Origin of the sequence: Exiguobacterium sp. 8H (assembly GCF_902506255.1) — a bacterium.
GTDB classification, from domain to species: domain Bacteria; phylum Bacillota; class Bacilli; order Exiguobacteriales; family Exiguobacteriaceae; genus Exiguobacterium; species Exiguobacterium profundum.
On record NZ_LR733429.1, the window covers coordinates 2854909 to 2873573 of the forward strand.

An 18665-nucleotide genomic window follows, 5' to 3' on the forward strand; every position below is an offset into this window, starting at 1 on the left:
TGTGTGAATCACTTTTCTTTCATTATACCGAACTTTTGTTCGTTTTTTGAGATTTTTGTTTTGACCGATGTTTCGTTGAAGTCGTCTGATTCGGAAACTGTAGCAATGACCCGATCCAATTCTTCCGTTTCAGCCACACTTGGATGATGAGCGTGAAGAGAAGAATCATGAGCCAGGCGAATCCATATCCAAGCGGCCATTCCAGTTCAGGCATATTTTTAAAGTTCATTCCCCAAACCGCACCGAATGCAACGACGGGAGTCGTCAGCGCGGTGAAGACGGTTAGTGCCTTCATGATTTCGTTCCCTCGAAAGTTCGACAGGGTGGAGGCGAGATCTGTCATCGCAATCACGTCTTCTTGATAATGATTGATGAGTGTCAGCAATCGACTGACTCGATAATCGGCAAGTTGATACGATTTTAACTGCTGCAAATCGATCGTTAAAAAAGCTTCTCGTCCCGCCATGACAAGCTCCTTATATGGAGTGACCGTATCCGACCACCGTTCAATCTCACTGCGAAGACCAAAAATCTCATTCATGAACGTAGCGGGAACTTGTCCCGTCATTTCACGTTGAGCTGCCATCAAACGTTCTTCAAACTCATCGATACCGTGAAAGTAGTTGTTCATCCGTTCGGCAAGCAACTCATAAAACGCCTCGATTGGAGAATCGCATTGTTTGGCGAAAACGGACTCATGGTGCAAATCATCAAAGCCGATTGTCCATAAAAAATCAGGTCCAATGAAGTAATGTCCAATTTTTTGTGGTTCCCGTTCTAACTGTTCATAGTCGAGTGTGAGTGAACCATACATATATCCATTCTCGACGACAATCTTCGTCACATTTGAGGTCGTCAATTGTTCAAGCCAATACGTATAGGCTTGAGCATATAGCTGATCAACATGAATATAATCTTCCGGTCGTGTATACCAATCCCATTCCATCATCCATTCCTCCAATTCACTATATTGATAGTATTCCCAAATTGTCAGGAATGTTGGCATCTGTCTCAAACTTTCGTTAAGATGAAGGTACTGAACAAGAGAGAGGTGCTTTCATTGACGACAAAAATCGGTCAGCTCAAAGTGGGCGACACGCTAGACCAATATGTCATGATCAAACAATCGTATAAGGGACTTGCCGGGAACGGGAAACCTTATTTAACATTAATCCTTTGCGACGAGAGTGGTGAAATCGAAACGAAATTATGGGATAGTGCCGATACCGAGAAGTATGCGACGAAAAAAATCGTCCATGCGGCCGGGGAAGTGATGGACTATCGGGGGCGCACCCAGTTGAAACTAAAACAAATTTCAATCATCGAGCAGGAAATAGACATCGCACCGTACGTCCGATCGGCTCCGATTCCGAAGTCAGAGCTCGAGACGACGATTCGTGGATTCATCACGTCACTTCAACACGATGAGATTCGCCGTCTTGTCGAGGAAGTCGTCAATCGTCATGAAGAGGCATACTTCACGTATCCGGCTGCCGTTCGACATCATCACGCGGTCTATTCGGGACTGGCATTTCATGTGATGTCGATGTTGAAGCTCGCGGATACGATGTGTGAACTGTATCCATCCTTGAATCGTGATCTTTTGATTGCGGGTGTGATTTTGCATGATTTGGCGAAAGTCATCGAATTGTCTGATGCGATTACGCCAGAATACACACTCGAAGGAAAATTACTCGGTCATTTGTCACTTATGGCATCGGAACTTGAAGTTGTGTCACGGGAACTTGGAACGGACCGCGAAGTGACGACCTTGTTGCAACATCTCGTCTTAAGCCATCACGGGAAGCCGGAATGGGGATCTGCGAATGCGCCACAATTACCTGAAGCGGAGATGTTATTCTTCATTGATAATATTGATGCGCGCATGAACATGTTTGAGAAAGCGTATGAAGGGGTCGAGCCCGGAACGTTCACGGAGCGTGTCATGGCTCTCGATAACCGTGCTTTCTATCGCCCGAATTTATAACAGGTGACCAACGAAAAAGGGGTACTCCATTGCTGGAGTGCCCCTTTGTGATTACTGTTCAGTTGATTCTGCTGCAGGTTCTTCTGAAGACTCGTCTGCGTTTTTAATCGCTTCTTTAACAGCGTCAAATTGTTGTTCTGCTTTTGCATCTTTTACGTCAACGTTGTATTTTTCAATCAACTCAGCGTAAATTTTGTTCGCATCGACAGAAGCTGATTTTTCAGCTGCCAATTCTTCACGAATACGATCTTTCTCGTCTTCGAGTTTCAAGTCTTTCTCTTTACGGTCTGTCACTTTGATGACATGGAAACCGAACTGAGATTGAACCGGCTCGGAGATTTTACCAACGACATCTTCTTTGAATGCGTACTCTTCGAATTCAGGTACCATCGCGCCAGCAGAGAAGAAACCAAGTTCTCCACCTTTTTCACCTGAACCAGTGTCCGTTGACTTTTCTTTCGCAAGTTCAGCGAAGTCTGCACCGTCATTCAACTCTTTGATGATGTCTTGTGCCTCTTCTTCAGTTTCAACGAGGATGTGGCTAGCTTCCACTTCCACGTTCTCTTTTGCGAATTGTGCTTCGATTTCTTCATCGGTCACATCGACAAGTTTCGATTTCGCAGCGTCAACGAGCATTTGTCCGCGAAGCGCTTCTTTAAACTCTTCCGTACCGCTCATACCGGCTTGTTGAATCGCTTGTTCGAACTCTTCTTCTGAGTTGAACTGTTCTTCTGTCTTGCTGAACTCTTCGTCTACTTTTTCTTGGTCGACTTGGTCACCGTATTCTTTTTCAAGAAGTGCATTCATCGTCTCTTGGAATGCGAGTTGTGGCACCATGCGATCATAGCTCATATCCGCGATTTCACCGCGTGTGATTTCGCCACCTTTGTATGTGACGACTGCTGAATTATCTGACTCTCCGCCGCCTGCGTTCGTTGCCGCATACGTACCGCCAGCACCGATAATGAGTGCGATTGCAGATGCACCGACGAGTGCGCCAGTTGAGAATTTTTTATCTTGCTTTTTTGGTTCGTTCGTCATTCCGTTTGACATGTATTCCACCCCTAATAATTCTTTAAAGTTTCTAAGTCCGACTATATCACATTTTCCTAATCATGACAGCTGTTCTCTTGTCTGTACAGTATCATAGCACACAATCCTGTCGTATAATGATGAAATAGAATGTGAAATGATGGGGTGAGGGAAGTGTCACTAGAGGAGAAGGTTGAGCATTTAGCCTATCAGATGAAGATCTTACTCGAGATTGTCGATTGGACAGACCGTCCGTTCGAATATGAGGTGATTCGAGCGAATTTGACGAAACAAGAAGTCGAGTCATTTTATCAATTGCTTGAGGAGATTCGGGCACAGCAAAACGAGCAATTGCGTTACGGATACACGTCCATAGAACCATTGCTCGTCCATTTTGCAGGTATGTTAGATGTGAGACTTGACGTCAAAACGATTCTTGAGGCATGTGTCCGACAAGGAATCGAGTTAGACGTCACAAAACCACTTTATCGGCAGGTCAGGCTTCTTGACTGAGTTCATCCTCATCAGGGCGTCTGCCTGCCTCTTCTGTGATCATTTTTGACGTTTCCGCAAAGATATCCATAAAGTTATCCCCGTACAAGCGACGCACGATAGCCGTCATATCTGTTAAGTCAGGGAACTTTCCATACAGTTCTTGGAGCGGAAGGGAAGCACGGAATACACCGTTCCCTTCTGGGTCGAAGGCGTGAATCGTTTCGAGTAATAACGATTCGCCTTCAGGTGTCAATTGAACGTACGTGTTTCGTTTGTCCGTCTCTTTTTTAGAAAACGTAAGTAATCCACGATCTTCTAACTTCTTCGAGAAGTTGAAAGCAGTCGAGACGTGCATGACGCCATATTTCGCAATTTCTGAAATCGATGCACCGCCTAAAGCGTGGGCAATCCATAAGATATGATGTTCATTGATATTCAAGTCGAACGGTTTGATCCAGTTTTGCCAGTCTTTTTCGACGGTTTTCCACAAAGCTTTACTCAATTGAATGATTTTGTGGCTATAGAGCATGGCCTCAGGGCCAGTGAATTCTTTTTCGTGTTCCATCTCGATCCATCCTTTCCGGATAAAAAGTCAAATATAATCGACGGACGATGACCTCAAACACTCACTGTGTTTGATTGACGGTTTTGTCAGTCATAGCAGACTGTACGTTCGAGAGTTCCTGAAGGTTCCCTTGGATGCGCTCGACTGAAGGCTGAATGTCTTGTTGATAGCGTTCGACTTCGGCTTTCACTTGGTCAGTCAATTCTTTTCCTTGCAGTTTTCCTGCGGCGGCAACCTGCGATGCATGTTTCGCCACATTCCCAAATTGTTCTTTTAGCGTAGTGATTGTGGATGCTCGATGTTGTTGAGCAGCGGCATCATTTGCAGTTCCTCGCGCCAATTTCTTCACTGTGGCGACTCCTAAAAATGCTAAAACAAAGCCGAAAGCAATCCAATCTCGACGTTGGCGACTCGACAATTCATTCCCCTCCTCAAGCTCGGATAATCAGAATTACATTCTTTTCATATTATTTTACCAAAAAAGAGTGATTAAAAACCTATATCGCAAATAAAATTTTTCAGAACATTCATTTTTGACCGAAAAATCATTTTATTTTAAAATACAGGTAAAGGAAGGTGATCCTCAGTGGAGAAAGCGAAGCGTTGGGTAGATGACATGCTTGACCTGTATCTCGCTGCGAAACGACTGGGAGATGACACTTGGGCCGAATCCATTATGAATACACTAGAGGCGGGATACGAGGCGTCGAAGCAAACGGAACAGGCACGTGAAGAATCGATGCGAGAAAAGCGGATGCTTGAAATAGATGCCCGTCTAACGAAATTACGAAAAGAATTTGAACAAGCGACATCTGTCAAGACGCGTCAACAGCTATACGAAGTGGCAATTAAGCTTCAGGTCGAGCGTGCGCAATTGGAAGAGGAACGAAAACGCCACCGTGATTCAATCAATCAATCATAAATGAGACCCGTCGTCGACGGGTCTCTGTCTGTTTATACGTGGGCATGAATGTTCGATGCAAGGGTAGTGAGATCTTCCGACGTGAAGGCGTCGTTTTGCGTGATCCACTTCGCACCAAATCCATCCTCGTGTCCAAAGCGCGGAATCAAATGGATATGGAAGTGGTACACCGTTTGTCCGGCAACTTCTTCGGCATTCGATAAGACGTTCATTCCGATGGCACCCGTTTCACGTTGAATCGCTTTGGCGATGGTCGGGACGCGTTTAAAGACATCTGCCGCCACGTCTTCCGGCAATTCATATACGTTTTTCGCATGATGTTTTGGGATGACGAGCGTGTGTCCTTTCGTCACTTGAGAAAGGTCGAGGAAAGCGACGACCGCTTCGTCTTCATATACCCGATAGGATGGGATTTCTTGTTTTGCAATTTTACAAAAGATACAGGTCGGATCTGTATGCATCTTCATTCCTCCATTCTTAAATGTCGTTTCTGTTCCATCATAACACGGAAGTTCGGGCGCAAGAACGATAGGAAGCGAGATGGATTCCTTCTATAATGAAGATAAGTGAGCGCAAAGGAGGTGAGCACATGCCCTATACGAGAAGTAGAAAAAAAGAGCGGAGTCCGAAAGTCTTTCTTTTGATCTCTAGTTTCACGATTCTAGTTGGAGCCATTGTTTTCTATATATATGCATACAAGCCGGCGGCAGAACAAGACAAAATTCACGTCGCATTCAAAGAGGCCTTATTAGAAGAAGACCGTACCTTTTTTGAGGAGGAAGTCGAATATCTTGGAGAACCTTTATCGAGAGCGGAGGCTCTACGATTCATGGGGTGGTTGAACGATGAAAAGTCCATTCGAGGAGAGGCTATCGCAGAAGTTGCGAAAGACCGAGCCAACCGAACGTCGGGTATGGAGGCGGACGGATTATTTCGTTTGATCGACACGGGGGAAGGACGGTATGGATTTTCTGACTATCGAATTGAACTACTCCCACAACGGATTGATGTGACCTCGGATGTACCATTGACGAATATTTGGATTGATGGACAACAGGTAGGACGGATTGATGAAGCCGATGATACGTTATCGTTTGAACAGATGCCGGGACAATATGATGTCAAAGCGGTAGCGGTGACAAATGGAGAGACGGTCACGGAAACCGAAACGATTCAATTGATATCTTCTAAATCCATTGAGTATGCCCTTATGCCTGAATCGAACGAAGCCATTGCCGGACAATTTGATTTGAAGCGGGCTGAGTTGATTGAAATTGAAGTGGAGGCGCAAACGGGTCACTCACTCGAAACGGTCGATTCATTAATTGGGCAGTCGAGTCAGCAAGTTCAAGAAACGCTTGGTGAACCGGCTGGAAAGCGTGAAGGAAAATGGGACTATGAGCGATTGGCTGTCACGTTTAAAGATGAGGAAGTGGAATCGATTCGGGTCGACCTCGATAAACGACCGGATGATTTGATTGCCCTCCTCGGTGAACCGAAAGCGAAGTCGGAACACCCACTCGGAACAGAGTGGGGTTACGGTCAATCGTTCTTCGAATCATTCTTTACGTTCTTTGGTCTTGAGACCGAGAAACAGTTTATCGAAAAGAACGAGGCAATGTATTTACTGATCCAATGAAAAAAGAGGGACATTCCACAATGGAAGCCCCTCCGATACATAATCTTATTTTTTACGCATTGATTTCATAACGAACGATACAATCAAGATTAGGATAATCGCACCGATAAGAGCCGGGATAATCGCGATATCCGCAACGATTGGTCCGAAGTTACCAAAGATAAGTCCACCCAACCATGCACCGATAATCCCCGCGATGATGTTACCAATGATTCCACCTGGTACGTCCTTACCTAAAATTAATCCTGCTAACCAACCGATGATACCCCCGATAATCAAATAAAGAATAAACCCCATCATTCATTTCTCCTTCCTCTTTTTGCCCATTGTTCTTTACAACGATTTTGTGGAACAATGGAAGTATTGATGTTTATTTTAAAATGCCTTACAGTTCAGATTATTCCCATGTGACAACATTTAAAACATATACCACGAAAAAAAGATGAAAATGAAAGGTGTGGTTTTCATGCTGCACGTCGATCGATTGAACGGCGGATATCTCGGTAAACAAGTTTTGCATGACATTTCGTTTGAAGTAAAAAAAGGGGAGCTCGTTGGGTTGATAGGGCTAAACGGAGCTGGAAAATCGACGACGATCAAACACATTTTGGGGTTATTGTCACCCCTCTCCGGAAAAATCGAAATTGATGGTGAGACATTAAATTCTTCTGAAAAGAACTATCGTAAGAAAGTAAGTTACATACCGGAAACACCGATATTGTATGAGACGTTAACCTTGCAAGAACATATTGAATTGATGGGGAAGGCGTACGATGTGAATCCGGAAGAGTTGGCTGCGCGTACGAAACGTTTGGCGAAAGAGATGCGAATGGAAAAACAACTCGCCTGGTTCCCTTCCGTCTTTTCAAAAGGGATGCGTCAAAAAGCGATGATCTTGTGTGCGCTCGTGACGAAAACGCCGCTCTTGATTGTTGATGAACCATTTGTCGGTCTCGACCCACTAGCGATTCGTCAATTGCTTCAGTTGTTTGATGAATATAAACAAGACTGTGCGATTTTAATGTCCACCCATATCCTCGAAACGGCAGAGCGGCACTGCGACCGATTCGTCTTCCTCCATCAAGGAGTCGTCATCGCAAGCGGAACAGCGGCGGAGTTGCGTGACGTGTATCGATTGTCACCTGATGCGACACTTGATGACATATATGTAGAAGCAATCGCGTCGGAGGAACGGTCGTCATGAATCGATTTACAGCAAGGCTCGGGACCTGGATGGAAGAGGTCGTCAAGTACAGTCGCTACGTTGCAAACGGGGGACTGCTGTTCACGCTCTATTTCACCTTGATTTACGGGGCGTTCGTCTACAATAGCTTCTTAGAACGAATCGATGGGACATTCCCCGGGACGTGGATTGCTACGGCGGTCCTTTTAATCATGCCGCTCGGTCATCGCCCGCGAACATTCGTCCAGGAGGCGGATCAAGTGTTTTTACTTCCAGAGTTAGGAGGTATTCGTTCCTATATGGTGGGGGTACGTTTATTTAATCTCGTGTTTGCTGCACTACGTGGATTGCTCTTCCTGCTCGTTTTACTTCCGCTCCTCGTACGGACAGAGAGTTATTCGAGTATTGAAGTATTATCCTTCGTCGTGACGATGGTCATGTTGTCAGCTGCAGGTCGGTTGGCAAAAGTGGAAGGAGTGCGCGAATGGACAATCCTGCCGTTTGCACTTGGAAGTGGTGTCTTGTTATTGATGAATTGGACACAGTGGGCATGGATCCCCGCATTCGCTCCCTTCATTCTCTTGCATCTGAAGCGTAATGAGCGGATTCCGCTTCTCCATTGGTTGTCACTCGAAGAGAAGAGTCGGGCACAATTTGAACGGGTGATCAGCTGGTTCGTCGATTTGCCGACCTTGAAAGAAGAGGTTCGAGAGCGCCGGCTATTGACTCGGCTTCTAGAAAATCGGGTCCTACGGCGCGTGGACGCTTCACGTTACGTGTACGGACTTCGTATTCTCCGTTCGAACGACTCACTTGATTTAATTCTGCGTTTGACCGTAGTGGCGCTCATTGTCATGTGGATGTCGGGAGGATGGTACGTCGGCTTGGTTACGCCACTCTTTGTAGGCTTGACCGCGTTACAGCTCGTTCCTTTATTTAAACGGTTAGAAGCGATTTCCATTGTTTCCTGGCTACCGATTACACGCGATGAGCGAATCGCAGGGTATTCGTGGTGGGCGATGCGACTGCTCGTCATCCAGTCCGTCGCTCTAGTGATTGCATCTGTCGCTTTCGGTGCCACATGGGATGCGGCGGTCGGGTTGGTCTTGTCTATCTTGGTCACACGCTATTACTTAAGTCGATTAAAATAATAAGAAGGACATCCTGTGCGGGATGTCCTTCTCACGTGATTAGATTATTTTTTAGGTGACATGACGGATACGCTCGAACCGAGAATCTTCGGGAGGCGTCCTGGTTTCTCAGTTGTTTCTTCGACTTCACCGTATGCTGATACACCATGTTCTGCGATGTCGAGGCCGACATCTTCTTGTTCTTCTGTGACACGGAGTCCGATTGTGACGTCGAGAAGTTTCAAGAAGACATAACTTCCACCACCGGCGATGACCATCGCGATCAATACACCGAGTGTCTGCACACCGAGCTGTGTCAATCCGCCACCGTAGAAGAGTCCAGCAGAACCGATCCCTGTAATCTCAACGAGTCGAGGAGATGCGAAGAAACCGAGTGCGAGTGTTCCGATGATCCCAGCGACTCCGTGTACGGAGAAGGCGCAGAGCGGGTCATCCACATACTTCGCCATCAAGATGCTCGTTCCGTATGTTGCAACAGATGCGAGTGCACCGATGACGACAGCTGCCCACGGTTCGACGAACGCGCATGCTGCCGTGATGGCAACGAGTGCCCCCAGTACTCCGTTCACGATTGTCGGGATATCTGCCGTCTTCCGATGGAGCATGACGATTGCAAGAGCACCGAGTGCACCGGCTGCTGTGGCGAGCATTGTTGTCAACGCGACGTAACCGAAGAATCCGTCAGCGACCGACATCGTCGAACCGGCGTTGAATCCGAACCAGCAAAGCCAAAGCACGAGTCCACCGACGACCGTCAACACGTGGTTATGACCAGCGAGTGATTCCGTCTTCCGACGTGGTTTCAAGATGATTGTCGCCATGAGCGCTGCCATCCCACCTTGAAGATGAACAACCGCTGATCCGGCGAAGTCTTGCATCCCCATCGATCCAAGCATTCCGCCAGCCCATACTGAGCGAGCGACGATTGGGTAGAGGATGGCAACGAAGAAGATACCGAACAGAACGTAGGCAGAAAGCTTAGCCCGTTCCGCAAATCCACCCCACGCGATGGCAAGGGAAACTGCAACGAATGATAACTGGAATAAGAATTTAATGTCGATGGAGACGTTCGCCCAGTCGAGACTTGTGAATGATCCGCTTAAGAAGAATCCTTCTGTCCCAAACCAAGTCGTCCCGTCACCGAACGAGAGACCGAACCCGACCGCCCAAAAAGCGAGTGCCGCCACAGAGAGGCTGATAATTTGTTTGACCGCGACGTGACCGGCGTTCTTCGCCCGAAGCGTCCCTGTCTCGAGTAATCCGAAACCTAATTGCATCGTCAATACGAGCAATGCAGCGATGAGTACATACAGCGTGTCCATATAATAGAGAATGTCTTCCATGTTCATGCCCTCCTTTTTCTTAGGTGCTTTCCAAAAGTTGACTTCAGTGTAAAACGAAAAATTCATGCTGGATTGCATTTTGTCAGATTATCTGACATAGTTTTTTTATTAAGGAGGCGAGGCTGAATGGACTATAAATCGAAGAAAGTGATCGGGATGGGCGTTGTGACTGAATTGACGGGACTTTCGGAGCGTCAAGTCCGGTATTATGAAGCAAAAGGTCTCGTCTTTCCGGAACGGACAAAAGGTGGTTCACGTAAATATTCTTTCCATGACGTGGAACGTTTGGTCGAAGTGGCGACTAAACTAGAGGATGGATGGCGAATTCAAGATATTAAGGAACGAGAACGACGATTGTCGACGAAACAGCGTGATGATTTGATTCGAGGTCAATTGAATTCTGCCTTCCGAACATTTCCGACAAAAAAATGACACAAAGAAAACACAATGAAAATGCTTCACATTAGCATAATTCTAATTAATTTCTGTATAATGTTTTTGAGTTCACAAACACGAGAATAAAGAGTGTAGGAGAAATTTAGAGGGGAATGACGCGACGTATGAACGATACTATTTTAAAAGCGTTTAAAGGAGAGGCGACAGATTATGTACCTGTATGGTATATGCGCCAAGCCGGACGCTACCAACCGGAATATCGAGAGATTAAAAAGACGAGGTCACTATTCGAGATCACGCATGATCCTGAACTTTGTGCATATGTGACGGAACTTCCGGTGAAACAACTCGGAGTCGACGCGGCCATTCTATATAAAGACATTATGACGCCACTTCCGTCGATGGGAGTCGATGTCGAGATCAAGAGCGGGATTGGACCGGTCATCGATAACCCGTATCGAACGATGGAAGATGTGGAACGCTTAAAACCGTTAAACCCGGAAGATATCTCATACGTCTTCGACACGATCCGTCTACTACGGGAACGACTAGAAGTTCCGCTTATCGGCTTTTCAGGCGCACCGTTCACATTGGCGAGCTATATGATCGAAGGGGGACCGTCGCGGAACTACCATCGTACGAAAGCACTCATGTATGCAGAACCAGATGTATGGAATGCATTGATGGAAAAACTCGGCGACATGGTCATCACGTATGCGAAGGCGCAAGCGGATGCCGGCATTCAAGCGTTCCAATTGTTTGATTCGTGGGTCGGGACGCTCAGCCGCAAAGATTATGCACGTTACATCAAACCGACGACGGAGCGTATTTTTAAAGAACTACGTTCACTCGACATTCCGCTCATCATGCACGGTGTCGGAGCGAGTCATCAAATCGAGGAATGGCACGACCTTCCCCTTGATGTGGTCGGACTTGACTGGCGTCTGTCAGTACAGGAAGCACGGGACCGTGGCATCACAAAGGCGGTTCAAGGAAACTTAGACCCGTCGTTCTTGTTAGCTCCATGGCCGGTCATCGAAGAGAAGGTAAAGGAAATTTTAGATGAAGGAATGAAACAGCCAGGTTACGTCTTCAACTTGGGACATGGGGTGTTCCCTGAAGTCGACCCGGCCGTACTCGTCAAATTGACGGCATTCATTCACGATTATTCACGCGAAAAAATGGGAGGCAACGAATCATGAAAACAGTCGGACTACTTGTCATGGCGTACGGCACACCGTACAAACCGGAAGATATCGAGCGGTATTACACGCACATTCGCTACGGACGCAAACCGTCACCGGAAGCACTTCAAGATTTAACGGAACGCTACGAGGCGATTGGTGGCGTATCTCCACTCGCGAAAATTACGATCGATCAAGCAGAGACGCTTCGTGACATCTTGAACGAGCGTCATGTGGGTGAGATCGAGTTCAAACTGTATATCGGACTAAAACATATCGAACCGTTCGTAGAAGATGCGGTCGCGCAAATGGCGAACGACGGCATTAAAGAGGCGGTATCGGTTGTCTTAGCACCTCATTACTCATCATACAGCGTCAAATCATACAACGGACGTGCCCATGAAGAGGCCGCGAAGTATGGCATCGACATTCGTTCGGTAGAGTCGTGGTATGATGAGCCGAAGTTTATCAAATGGTGGGCGAATGCGATTAACGATACGTATGCGTCATTGCCTGTACCGGCTGAAAAGACATGTCTCATCGTTTCAGCGCATAGTCTTCCTGAGAAAATCTTGGCTGGTGGCGACCCGTATCCGGATCAGTTGAAAGAAACAGCTGATAAAATTGCCATTGAAACAGGCGTCCCGCATTATGAGATTGGTTGGCAGTCAGAAGGGAATACGCCGGACCCATGGATCGGACCGGATGTTCAAGATTTGACGGCTGAACTTTATGAAAAGCATGGCTACGAGGCGTTTGTCTATACGCCGGTTGGCTTTGTTGCAGACCATCTCGAAGTATTGTTCGATAACGACGTCGAGTGTAAAGTTGTCTGTGACCGCCTCGGTGTTCACTACGCACGTCCAGCTATGCCAAATGCAGAGCGAAGCTTCATCGAAGCCATCGCGGATCGAATGGAAAGCGTGATTGTGCATCATGCGTAAATTCACGATTGTCGGTGGTGGGATCACAGGTCTCACCGCCGCTTTTTATGCGGAGCGTTATTTGCCGGAAGACGTGACCATCACGTTGCTCGAGGCGACCGATCGCCTCGGAGGAAAGATTGATACGTATGAGACGGGCGAGTTTGCGGTGGAACGTGGTCCGGACTCGTATGTCTTTCGAAAGACTGCGATGACGGAATTGATTGAAGACGTCGGCTTAGGCGATGAACTTGTCCGCAATGGAGTCGGTCAGGCTTACGTCCTTCATCATGACGGGCTCCATCCGATTCCGAAGCAGACGGTGATGGGGATCCCGCTCGACGTCAATGGGTTTCGTGAAACGACGTTGCTTTCGGAAGAAGAGCACGAGGACTTGAAACAGATGTTGCTGTCACCACCGAATGTAAAAGCACCTGATTCGGACGTTTCACTCGGTCTGTACCTTCGTGAGCGTGTCGGAGATCCGATTGTCGACCGATTGATTGAACCGTTACTCTCTGGTATTTATGCCGGAGACATCGATCAAATGAGTGCGATGTCGACATTCCCACAGTTCATCGAGGGAGAAAAGAAATACGGGAACTTGTATGAAGGGATGCGACACTTACGTCCTGAACAACGAGTCGCGGAAGTCGGGGCGAAGAAGGTTGGTCAGTTCGCCTCGTTGAAACGTGGACTCAAATCACTGACGGATCGCTTGGCAGAACGGTTGGACCGAACTGAAATCGTATTAAACTGTTCCGTTGAACAAGTATCCGAGCGTGAGGACGGGTACCGCCTCTTCACGAATCGCGGAGACATCGATACGGACCATCTGGTTTTGACGGTCCCACCGCGTCTCATACGTCAGTTCCTCCCGAAAGTCGATAGTGACTTCTTAGCGGATATGAAGCCGCATGCGACGGCGACGTGCTCACTTGTCTTCAAAAAAGAAGATATTGAACTTCCTTTTGTCGGGACAGGGTTCGTGACGAGTCAAGAAGCAGATGTGACTATTACTGCGTGTACGTTCATCGACCAAAAATGGCCGCATGCGGTACCGGAAGGATATCACGTTCTTCGTGTCTTTTTAGGGCGCCCCGGGGCAGATGATATCGTTGAAGCATCTGATAAAGAAATCATCGAGACGGCATTACACGATCTTCGAGGCCTGATGCGCATCCATCGGGAGCCGATTCAAACCGTCGTCAGTAGACTCCGTGATGGGCTGCCTCCTTATGCAGTCTTTCATGCGGACCGCGTAAAAGCACTTCGGGCCGAGATGAGCCGGGTATATCCAGGCGTCATTCTCGCAGGAATCGCCTATGACGGAATTGGGATGCCTGACTGTGTGAAGAGTGTACGGGAACAAGTGAAGGCTTTGCGTGAAAAAAATTGAGATTTGATGAAGGGAGGGTTCGGATTGTTCCGAAGCCCTCTCTTTTTGTTATAGTTAAAAGCGAAAGAGAAAAAGGAGTGATGGAAGATGGCAACGTATAAACTTTTTGTATCAGACATGGACGGTACGATTTTGCACAACCACACCAAAATCGCGGATGAGACAGCGGAGATTGTTCGTGAAGCAGAGGCAGCAGGGATTCGCTTTGCGATTGCGACGGGGCGCAACTATGTGAATGCGAAACAGATTTTAGACGAGGTCGGACTTTCTTGCCCGATTGTCTCGTCGAATGGGGGACGTGTGCTCGACACATCGGGAGAAATCCTTCATGAAATCGATTTGACGATTGAAGAGGCGCTTCAAGTCATCGATGTCCTTCATCAAGATGACAAGTATGCGGACGTTTTTTACGAAATGTACACAGAAGCGGGACTCGTGGCGAGCCGTGGCGATTTGATTGAAGCATCGATGAAAAACTTGAAAGCGAATGGTGACGACCGCTCGCTCGAGATGTACGAATTCTTTAAGAATCGCTACTACGTCAACGAAGACGTCAAAATTGTTGATGACATTGAGAACTTTATCCGAGAAGAAGCGGGACGTGTCTACAAGTTCATCGCTTTCTCGAGCCACCTTGAGAAAATGAACGGACTTTGGAAAGAAATCGAAGACCAAGTCGAAGGGGTGTATGTCACGTCTTCAGGCAATGATAACATCGAAGTGATGGCACACGGTGCAGATAAAGGGAACGGTGTGACAAAACTTGCCGAACATTATGGCATCGATTTATCTGAGGTCGTCGTGATCGGGGATAACTTGAACGACGTTCCGATGTTCAAAGTGGCCGGTAAAGGGATTGCGATGGGCAATAGCCATGAAGACTTGATTGCCATCAGCGACCATGTCACCGAACGCCATGATGAGTATGGTGTGGCGAACGCATTGAAGCGCGTGATGACAGGTGAGTGGAAGTAAAAGATTTGTCGAGGGCTCGTCTCGTTTCGTATAATACGAGTAACGAACATCCGACTAGGAGGAAATAAACTGTGAAATTTATTTTTAATCCGGATATCCGCGACCCGAAGCTCAACTTGGCGGTTGAAGAGTATATCCTTAAACATTTGAACGTAGACCATGAAGATTACTTCTTGTTCTATATCAACGGTCCGTCCATCATCATCGGGAAAAACCAAAACACATCAGAAGAAGTTAACTTAAAGTACATCGAAGAGAACGGCATCGATGTCGTTCGACGTCTCTCTGGTGGAGGTGCCGTTTATCACGATGAAGGAAACTTGAACTTTAGTTTCATCACAAAAGACGATGGCAACTCGTTCAATAACTATAAGAAGTTCACACAACCGATCGTGGATGCGCTTCGTAACCTCGGTGTCGAGGCAGAGCTGACAGGTCGTAACGACATTCAGGTCGGAGAACGCAAAATCAGCGGGAACGCACAATTCACGACGCGTGGACGCATGTTCAGCCACGGGACGCTCATGTTCAACTCGAACATTGAAGAGGTCGTGAACTCACTTAACGTCTCGGAAGAGAAAATGCGTTCAAAAGGAATCAAGTCAGTTCGTAGCCGTGTAGCGAACATCACTGAATTTTTAGAGCGTGAGATGGAGATGGAACATTTCGTCGAAGCGCTTCTCCATTCGATTTATGATGGAGAACAACCGGAACGCTATGTGCTTCGTGACGAGGATTGGGAAATCGTCCATGATATCTCGAAAGAACGCTATGCGAACTGGGACTGGAACTTTGGGAAGTCGCCGAAGTTCGACGTCGAGTCGAAACGTCGTTTCCCAATCGGGACGATTGATGTCCGCTTGAACGTCAACAAAGGGACAATCACAGAAGCGAAGATTTACGGTGACTTCTTCGGTGTCGGTGACATCCAAGATGTCGAGCAAGCGCTCGTTGGGACGCGTTTCGAACGTGCGGCCATCCGTGAGCAATTGATGCAACTCGATTTGAAACATTACTTCGGAAATGTCGAGCTCGAGGAATTAGTCGATTTGATTAGTTAAGTTAGTCATGGCGGTCTCTACGGAGGTCGCCTTTTTTTGGCAGTTTCGTGAACGTTGAACGTACGGATTGCACCTGGATGGGAGAAGGCGTATCATAATTTGTGCAAGCGCTTTCGTAGAGGCTGATCAAAAATAGGAGGAATCACAATGTATCGAAGGCTCAGTGAATGGATGGACCCGAGTCGGATGTGGGTGACGGAACAATCGACGTTTGAACGTGCGATTATGGCGGTAGGTCTTGAATTAGAACGAAAAGGCATGGTCAGTTCTTCATTTACGCGAGTCGTTCTCGATCAAGAAACGATCATTCCTTCTGGGGTGAGTGATGTCGCTGTGCCGGTTGCGGTCATTGATGTTCCTATCTCCATAGCGAAACGAGACGGTATTTCCCTTCTTCATCTGCTGAACACGTGTAAAGTAAAAACCATCACGGGAGAAACGATTCAAGCGAAAGCGATATTATTCATTACGGCTACGAATGAATCGAAGAAACAAGGCTATCATAAACTGATTGATGATTTGCTCATGGATGATGAATCCCTTCAAGCGCTCGTCCACGTGAAAAGTCGAGCTGGATTGTTCCACTTGCAAGCGAACTTTTTGGAAGCGTTTTCTTATTGAAACATTTCATGTACAATAGAAGTAATTGAAAAGAGCGCGGACAACGTGCTCTTTTTTATGGCTCAAAAGTGAATCATCATTCATTTAAAGGGGGATTACCATGGCAAACTTAGTCAAGTCACTACAAGAAGTAGTGATTGCTCACCCGCAGAAAGCAGCGTATGTGTTTGGGGAAGACACGGTGAGTTACGGACAGTTTTATGGGCAAGTCAAGGCGATGGCGTCGACACTTGAGCAAAAAGGAATTGGACAGGGCGATCACGTCGCCCTCGTTCTCGGAAACAGTCCTGCGTTCCTGATTGCATATTTCGCTGTGTTGTCACGTGGAGGGGTCGTCATTCCGATCAACCCTACATACACGCCTGATGAAATGGCCTACATTCTGCTTGATGGGGATGTAAAAGGGATTGTTGGCTTATCACCGCTCGTCGCACAGGCGGAAGCGGCACTCACGAAGTTGCCTCACTTAAAACTCGTGATTTCCGTTCCATATGCCGATGTTCCGGCATTGAAGCGGGAAGGGACGATTGAATTCATCCCATTCGCAGAAGCGTTTGCTGAAACAGAAGGGACGTTCATCGAAGTGGACGAGGATGAAGTTGCCGTCATCCTTTATACGAGTGGGACGACCGGAAAACCGAAAGGAGCTCTCCTCACCCATCGAAACTTGTTCTCAAACGCACATTCTATCGGAGAGTATTTAGACATCACTCCAGAGGATAAAGCATTGGCGGCATTGCCGATGTTCCATGTTTTCTGTTTGACGGTCATCGTCAATGCACCACTCCTTCGAGGGGCGACGATTGTCATTTTACCGAAGTTCTCTCCGCAAGATGTGTTCGACTTGGTGCCGAAGCACCGTGTGACGTTATTTGCCGGAGTGCCGACGATGTACAATTTCTTGTTACAGACGGCAATGAAAGTACCAGCCTACACATCTGCGTTGAAGCATGTCCGTGTCTTCGTCTCAGGAGGAGCAAGCTTACCAGTTCAATTGCTCGAGTCATTTGAGCAGATGTTTGAGTGCAAGATTCTAGAGGGGTATGGCTTGTCCGAGGCATCGCCGGTCACCTGCTTCAACCCGCTCCATGGCGAGCGAAAAGCCGGGTCGATCGGACCTTCAATCGTTCACGTCGAAAATAAAGTCGTCGACGAGCTTGGGGAAGAAGTCGGCGTCGGTGAAGTCGGAGAGTTGATTGTACGAGGACCGAACGTCATGAAAGGGTATTACAAACTACCGGAAGAAACGATGATGACACTTCGAGACGGATGGCTCTATACAGGCGATTTGGCGCGACGTGACGAAGATGGTTACTTCTATATCGTCGACCGGAAGAAGGATATGGTCATCGTTGGAGGCTATAACGTATACCCTCGTGAGGTAGAGGAAGTATTGTATCAACATCCGGATATCGTCGAAGCTGCCGTCATCGGTGTGCCGGATGCAGAACAAGGGGAAGCGGTGAAGGCATTCGTCGTTACGAGACATGATGGTCTCACGAAAGAAGATATCCGTGCCTACACACAAACGAAATTAGCAAAATACAAGCAACCAACCTATATCGAATTGATTGATGAGCTTCCACGAAATACGACCGGTAAGATTTTACGAACGGTCTTAAAGAGCGAAGCGTTTCAAAATAGTTGAGTAGAGAAGGGCGACTGAAGTGACCCCTAAAAGTTAGACACGGTTATTTCATCTAGGCTACGTGAACGAACTGGGTCCGGTATTGCACCGGACTCAGTTTTAATTTTGCCTTGATTCGTCGTGTGTTGTAATAGTCTATGT

General features: G+C 47.2%; 22 protein-coding genes. 14 read left to right on the forward strand and 8 right to left on the reverse strand.

What is annotated here, in order from left to right; translation table 11 throughout:
* Window positions 1-22 precede the first annotated feature (22 nt).
* Window positions 23-946 carry a magnesium transporter CorA family protein gene (locus GVY43_RS14970; protein ID WP_159563610.1) on the reverse strand — a complete coding sequence of 308 codons (924 nt, stop codon included), beginning with the start codon at window positions 944-946 and terminating at the stop codon, window positions 23-25.
* Window positions 947-1027: 81 nt separating this feature from the next.
* Between GVY43_RS14970 and GVY43_RS14975 the strand changes: the two genes are divergently transcribed.
* Complete coding sequence (locus tag GVY43_RS14975; protein ID WP_074037677.1) at window positions 1028-1987, forward strand: HD domain-containing protein; 960 nt, start codon at window positions 1028-1030, stop codon at window positions 1985-1987.
* Window positions 1988-2038: 51 nt separating this feature from the next.
* Here GVY43_RS14975 and GVY43_RS14980 read toward each other — a convergent pair whose 3' ends face one another.
* Complete coding sequence (locus GVY43_RS14980; RefSeq protein ID WP_015880931.1) at window positions 2039-3040, reverse strand: peptidylprolyl isomerase; 1002 nt, start codon at window positions 3038-3040, stop codon at window positions 2039-2041.
* Window positions 3041-3193: 153 nt separating this feature from the next.
* On the opposite strand from GVY43_RS14980, the gene GVY43_RS14985 reads away from it, so the two are divergent.
* Window positions 3194-3532: a DUF1878 family protein gene (locus tag GVY43_RS14985; protein ID WP_236548975.1), complete on the forward strand. Its 339-nt coding sequence runs from the start codon at window positions 3194-3196 to the stop codon at window positions 3530-3532.
* On the opposite strand, the gene GVY43_RS14990 is transcribed toward GVY43_RS14985, so the two are convergent.
* Together GVY43_RS14990 and GVY43_RS14995 are read right to left on the reverse strand one after the other, a co-directional pair.
* Window positions 3516-4079, reverse strand: a complete 564-nt coding sequence (locus GVY43_RS14990) for an HTH-type transcriptional regulator Hpr (RefSeq protein WP_015880933.1) — start codon at window positions 4077-4079, stop codon at window positions 3516-3518. The two genes, GVY43_RS14985 and GVY43_RS14990, sit on opposite strands and share 17 nt — an antisense overlap.
* Window positions 4080-4140: 61 nt before the next feature.
* Window positions 4141-4497, reverse strand: coding sequence for a hypothetical protein (locus GVY43_RS14995; RefSeq protein ID WP_015880934.1), 357 nt, complete (start codon window positions 4495-4497; stop codon window positions 4141-4143).
* Window positions 4498-4665: 168 nt separating this feature from the next.
* On the opposite strand from GVY43_RS14995, the gene GVY43_RS15000 reads away from it, so the two are divergent.
* Entirely contained in the window at window positions 4666-5001 is a 336-nt protein-coding gene (locus GVY43_RS15000) for a hypothetical protein (protein WP_074037675.1), read from the forward strand.
* Window positions 5002-5033: 32 nt separating this feature from the next.
* Here the strand turns inward: GVY43_RS15000 and GVY43_RS15005 are convergent, their stop codons facing one another.
* Complete coding sequence (locus tag GVY43_RS15005; protein WP_159563612.1) at window positions 5034-5462, reverse strand: HIT family protein; 429 nt, start codon at window positions 5460-5462, stop codon at window positions 5034-5036.
* A gap of 128 nt (window positions 5463-5590) precedes the next feature.
* Here GVY43_RS15005 and GVY43_RS15010 point away from each other — a divergent pair, with 128 nt between their 5' ends.
* A complete protein-coding gene (locus GVY43_RS15010) occupies window positions 5591-6640 on the forward strand; it encodes a hypothetical protein (protein WP_159563613.1) in 1050 nt (349 codons plus the stop codon).
* A 45-nt stretch (window positions 6641-6685) separates the two neighbouring features.
* Here GVY43_RS15010 and GVY43_RS15015 read toward each other — a convergent pair whose 3' ends face one another.
* Complete coding sequence (locus GVY43_RS15015; RefSeq protein WP_047795606.1) at window positions 6686-6937, reverse strand: GlsB/YeaQ/YmgE family stress response membrane protein; 252 nt, start codon at window positions 6935-6937, stop codon at window positions 6686-6688.
* A gap of 169 nt (window positions 6938-7106) precedes the next feature.
* Here GVY43_RS15015 and GVY43_RS15020 point away from each other — a divergent pair, with 169 nt between their 5' ends.
* Window positions 7107-7844 carry an ABC transporter ATP-binding protein gene (locus GVY43_RS15020; RefSeq protein ID WP_159563614.1) on the forward strand — a complete coding sequence of 246 codons (738 nt, stop codon included), beginning with the start codon at window positions 7107-7109 and terminating at the stop codon, window positions 7842-7844.
* On the forward strand, window positions 7841-8974 hold the full coding sequence (locus tag GVY43_RS15025) for an ABC transporter permease (protein ID WP_159563615.1): 1134 nt from the start codon (window positions 7841-7843) through the stop codon (window positions 8972-8974). Before GVY43_RS15020 ends, GVY43_RS15025 begins: the two co-directional genes overlap by 4 nt.
* 44 nt (window positions 8975-9018) lie before the next feature.
* Here the strand turns inward: GVY43_RS15025 and GVY43_RS15030 are convergent, their stop codons facing one another.
* Window positions 9019-10323, reverse strand: a complete 1305-nt coding sequence (locus tag GVY43_RS15030) for an ammonium transporter (protein WP_236548976.1) — start codon at window positions 10321-10323, stop codon at window positions 9019-9021.
* Window positions 10324-10443: 120 nt separating this feature from the next.
* On the opposite strand from GVY43_RS15030, the gene GVY43_RS15035 reads away from it, so the two are divergent.
* The 8 genes from GVY43_RS15035 (at window position 10444) to GVY43_RS15070 (ending at window position 18524) form a co-directional block, all read left to right on the forward strand.
* Window positions 10444-10749: a MerR family transcriptional regulator gene (locus GVY43_RS15035; protein WP_074037671.1), complete on the forward strand. Its 306-nt coding sequence runs from the start codon at window positions 10444-10446 to the stop codon at window positions 10747-10749.
* Window positions 10750-10865: 116 nt separating this feature from the next.
* A complete protein-coding gene (gene hemE, locus GVY43_RS15040) occupies window positions 10866-11915 on the forward strand; it encodes a uroporphyrinogen decarboxylase (RefSeq protein WP_015880943.1) in 1050 nt (349 codons plus the stop codon).
* Entirely contained in the window at window positions 11912-12841 is a 930-nt protein-coding gene (hemH, locus tag GVY43_RS15045) for a ferrochelatase (protein WP_078146425.1), read from the forward strand. The genes hemE and hemH overlap by 4 nt, the downstream gene beginning before the upstream one ends.
* Window positions 12834-14219 (forward strand): protoporphyrinogen oxidase, encoded by a 1386-nt coding sequence (gene hemG / locus GVY43_RS15050; protein ID WP_159563617.1) that lies wholly within the window; start codon window positions 12834-12836, stop codon window positions 14217-14219. The genes hemH and hemG overlap by 8 nt, the downstream gene beginning before the upstream one ends.
* A gap of 87 nt (window positions 14220-14306) precedes the next feature.
* Entirely contained in the window at window positions 14307-15194 is an 888-nt protein-coding gene (locus GVY43_RS15055) for a Cof-type HAD-IIB family hydrolase (RefSeq protein WP_074037668.1), read from the forward strand.
* 71 nt (window positions 15195-15265) lie between these two features.
* Entirely contained in the window at window positions 15266-16255 is a 990-nt protein-coding gene (locus GVY43_RS15060) for a lipoate--protein ligase (RefSeq protein WP_074037667.1), read from the forward strand.
* A 147-nt stretch (window positions 16256-16402) separates the two neighbouring features.
* Window positions 16403-16876: a PTS sugar transporter subunit IIA gene (locus GVY43_RS15065; RefSeq protein WP_159563618.1), complete on the forward strand. Its 474-nt coding sequence runs from the start codon at window positions 16403-16405 to the stop codon at window positions 16874-16876.
* A gap of 100 nt (window positions 16877-16976) precedes the next feature.
* On the forward strand, window positions 16977-18524 hold the full coding sequence (locus GVY43_RS15070; protein ID WP_159563619.1) for a long-chain-fatty-acid--CoA ligase: 1548 nt from the start codon (window positions 16977-16979) through the stop codon (window positions 18522-18524).
* A 52-nt stretch (window positions 18525-18576) separates the two neighbouring features.
* Here GVY43_RS15070 and GVY43_RS15075 read toward each other — a convergent pair.
* A partial coding sequence (locus GVY43_RS15075) for an IS3 family transposase (RefSeq protein WP_159563682.1) occupies window positions 18577-18665 on the reverse strand: 89 nt, incomplete at its 5' end.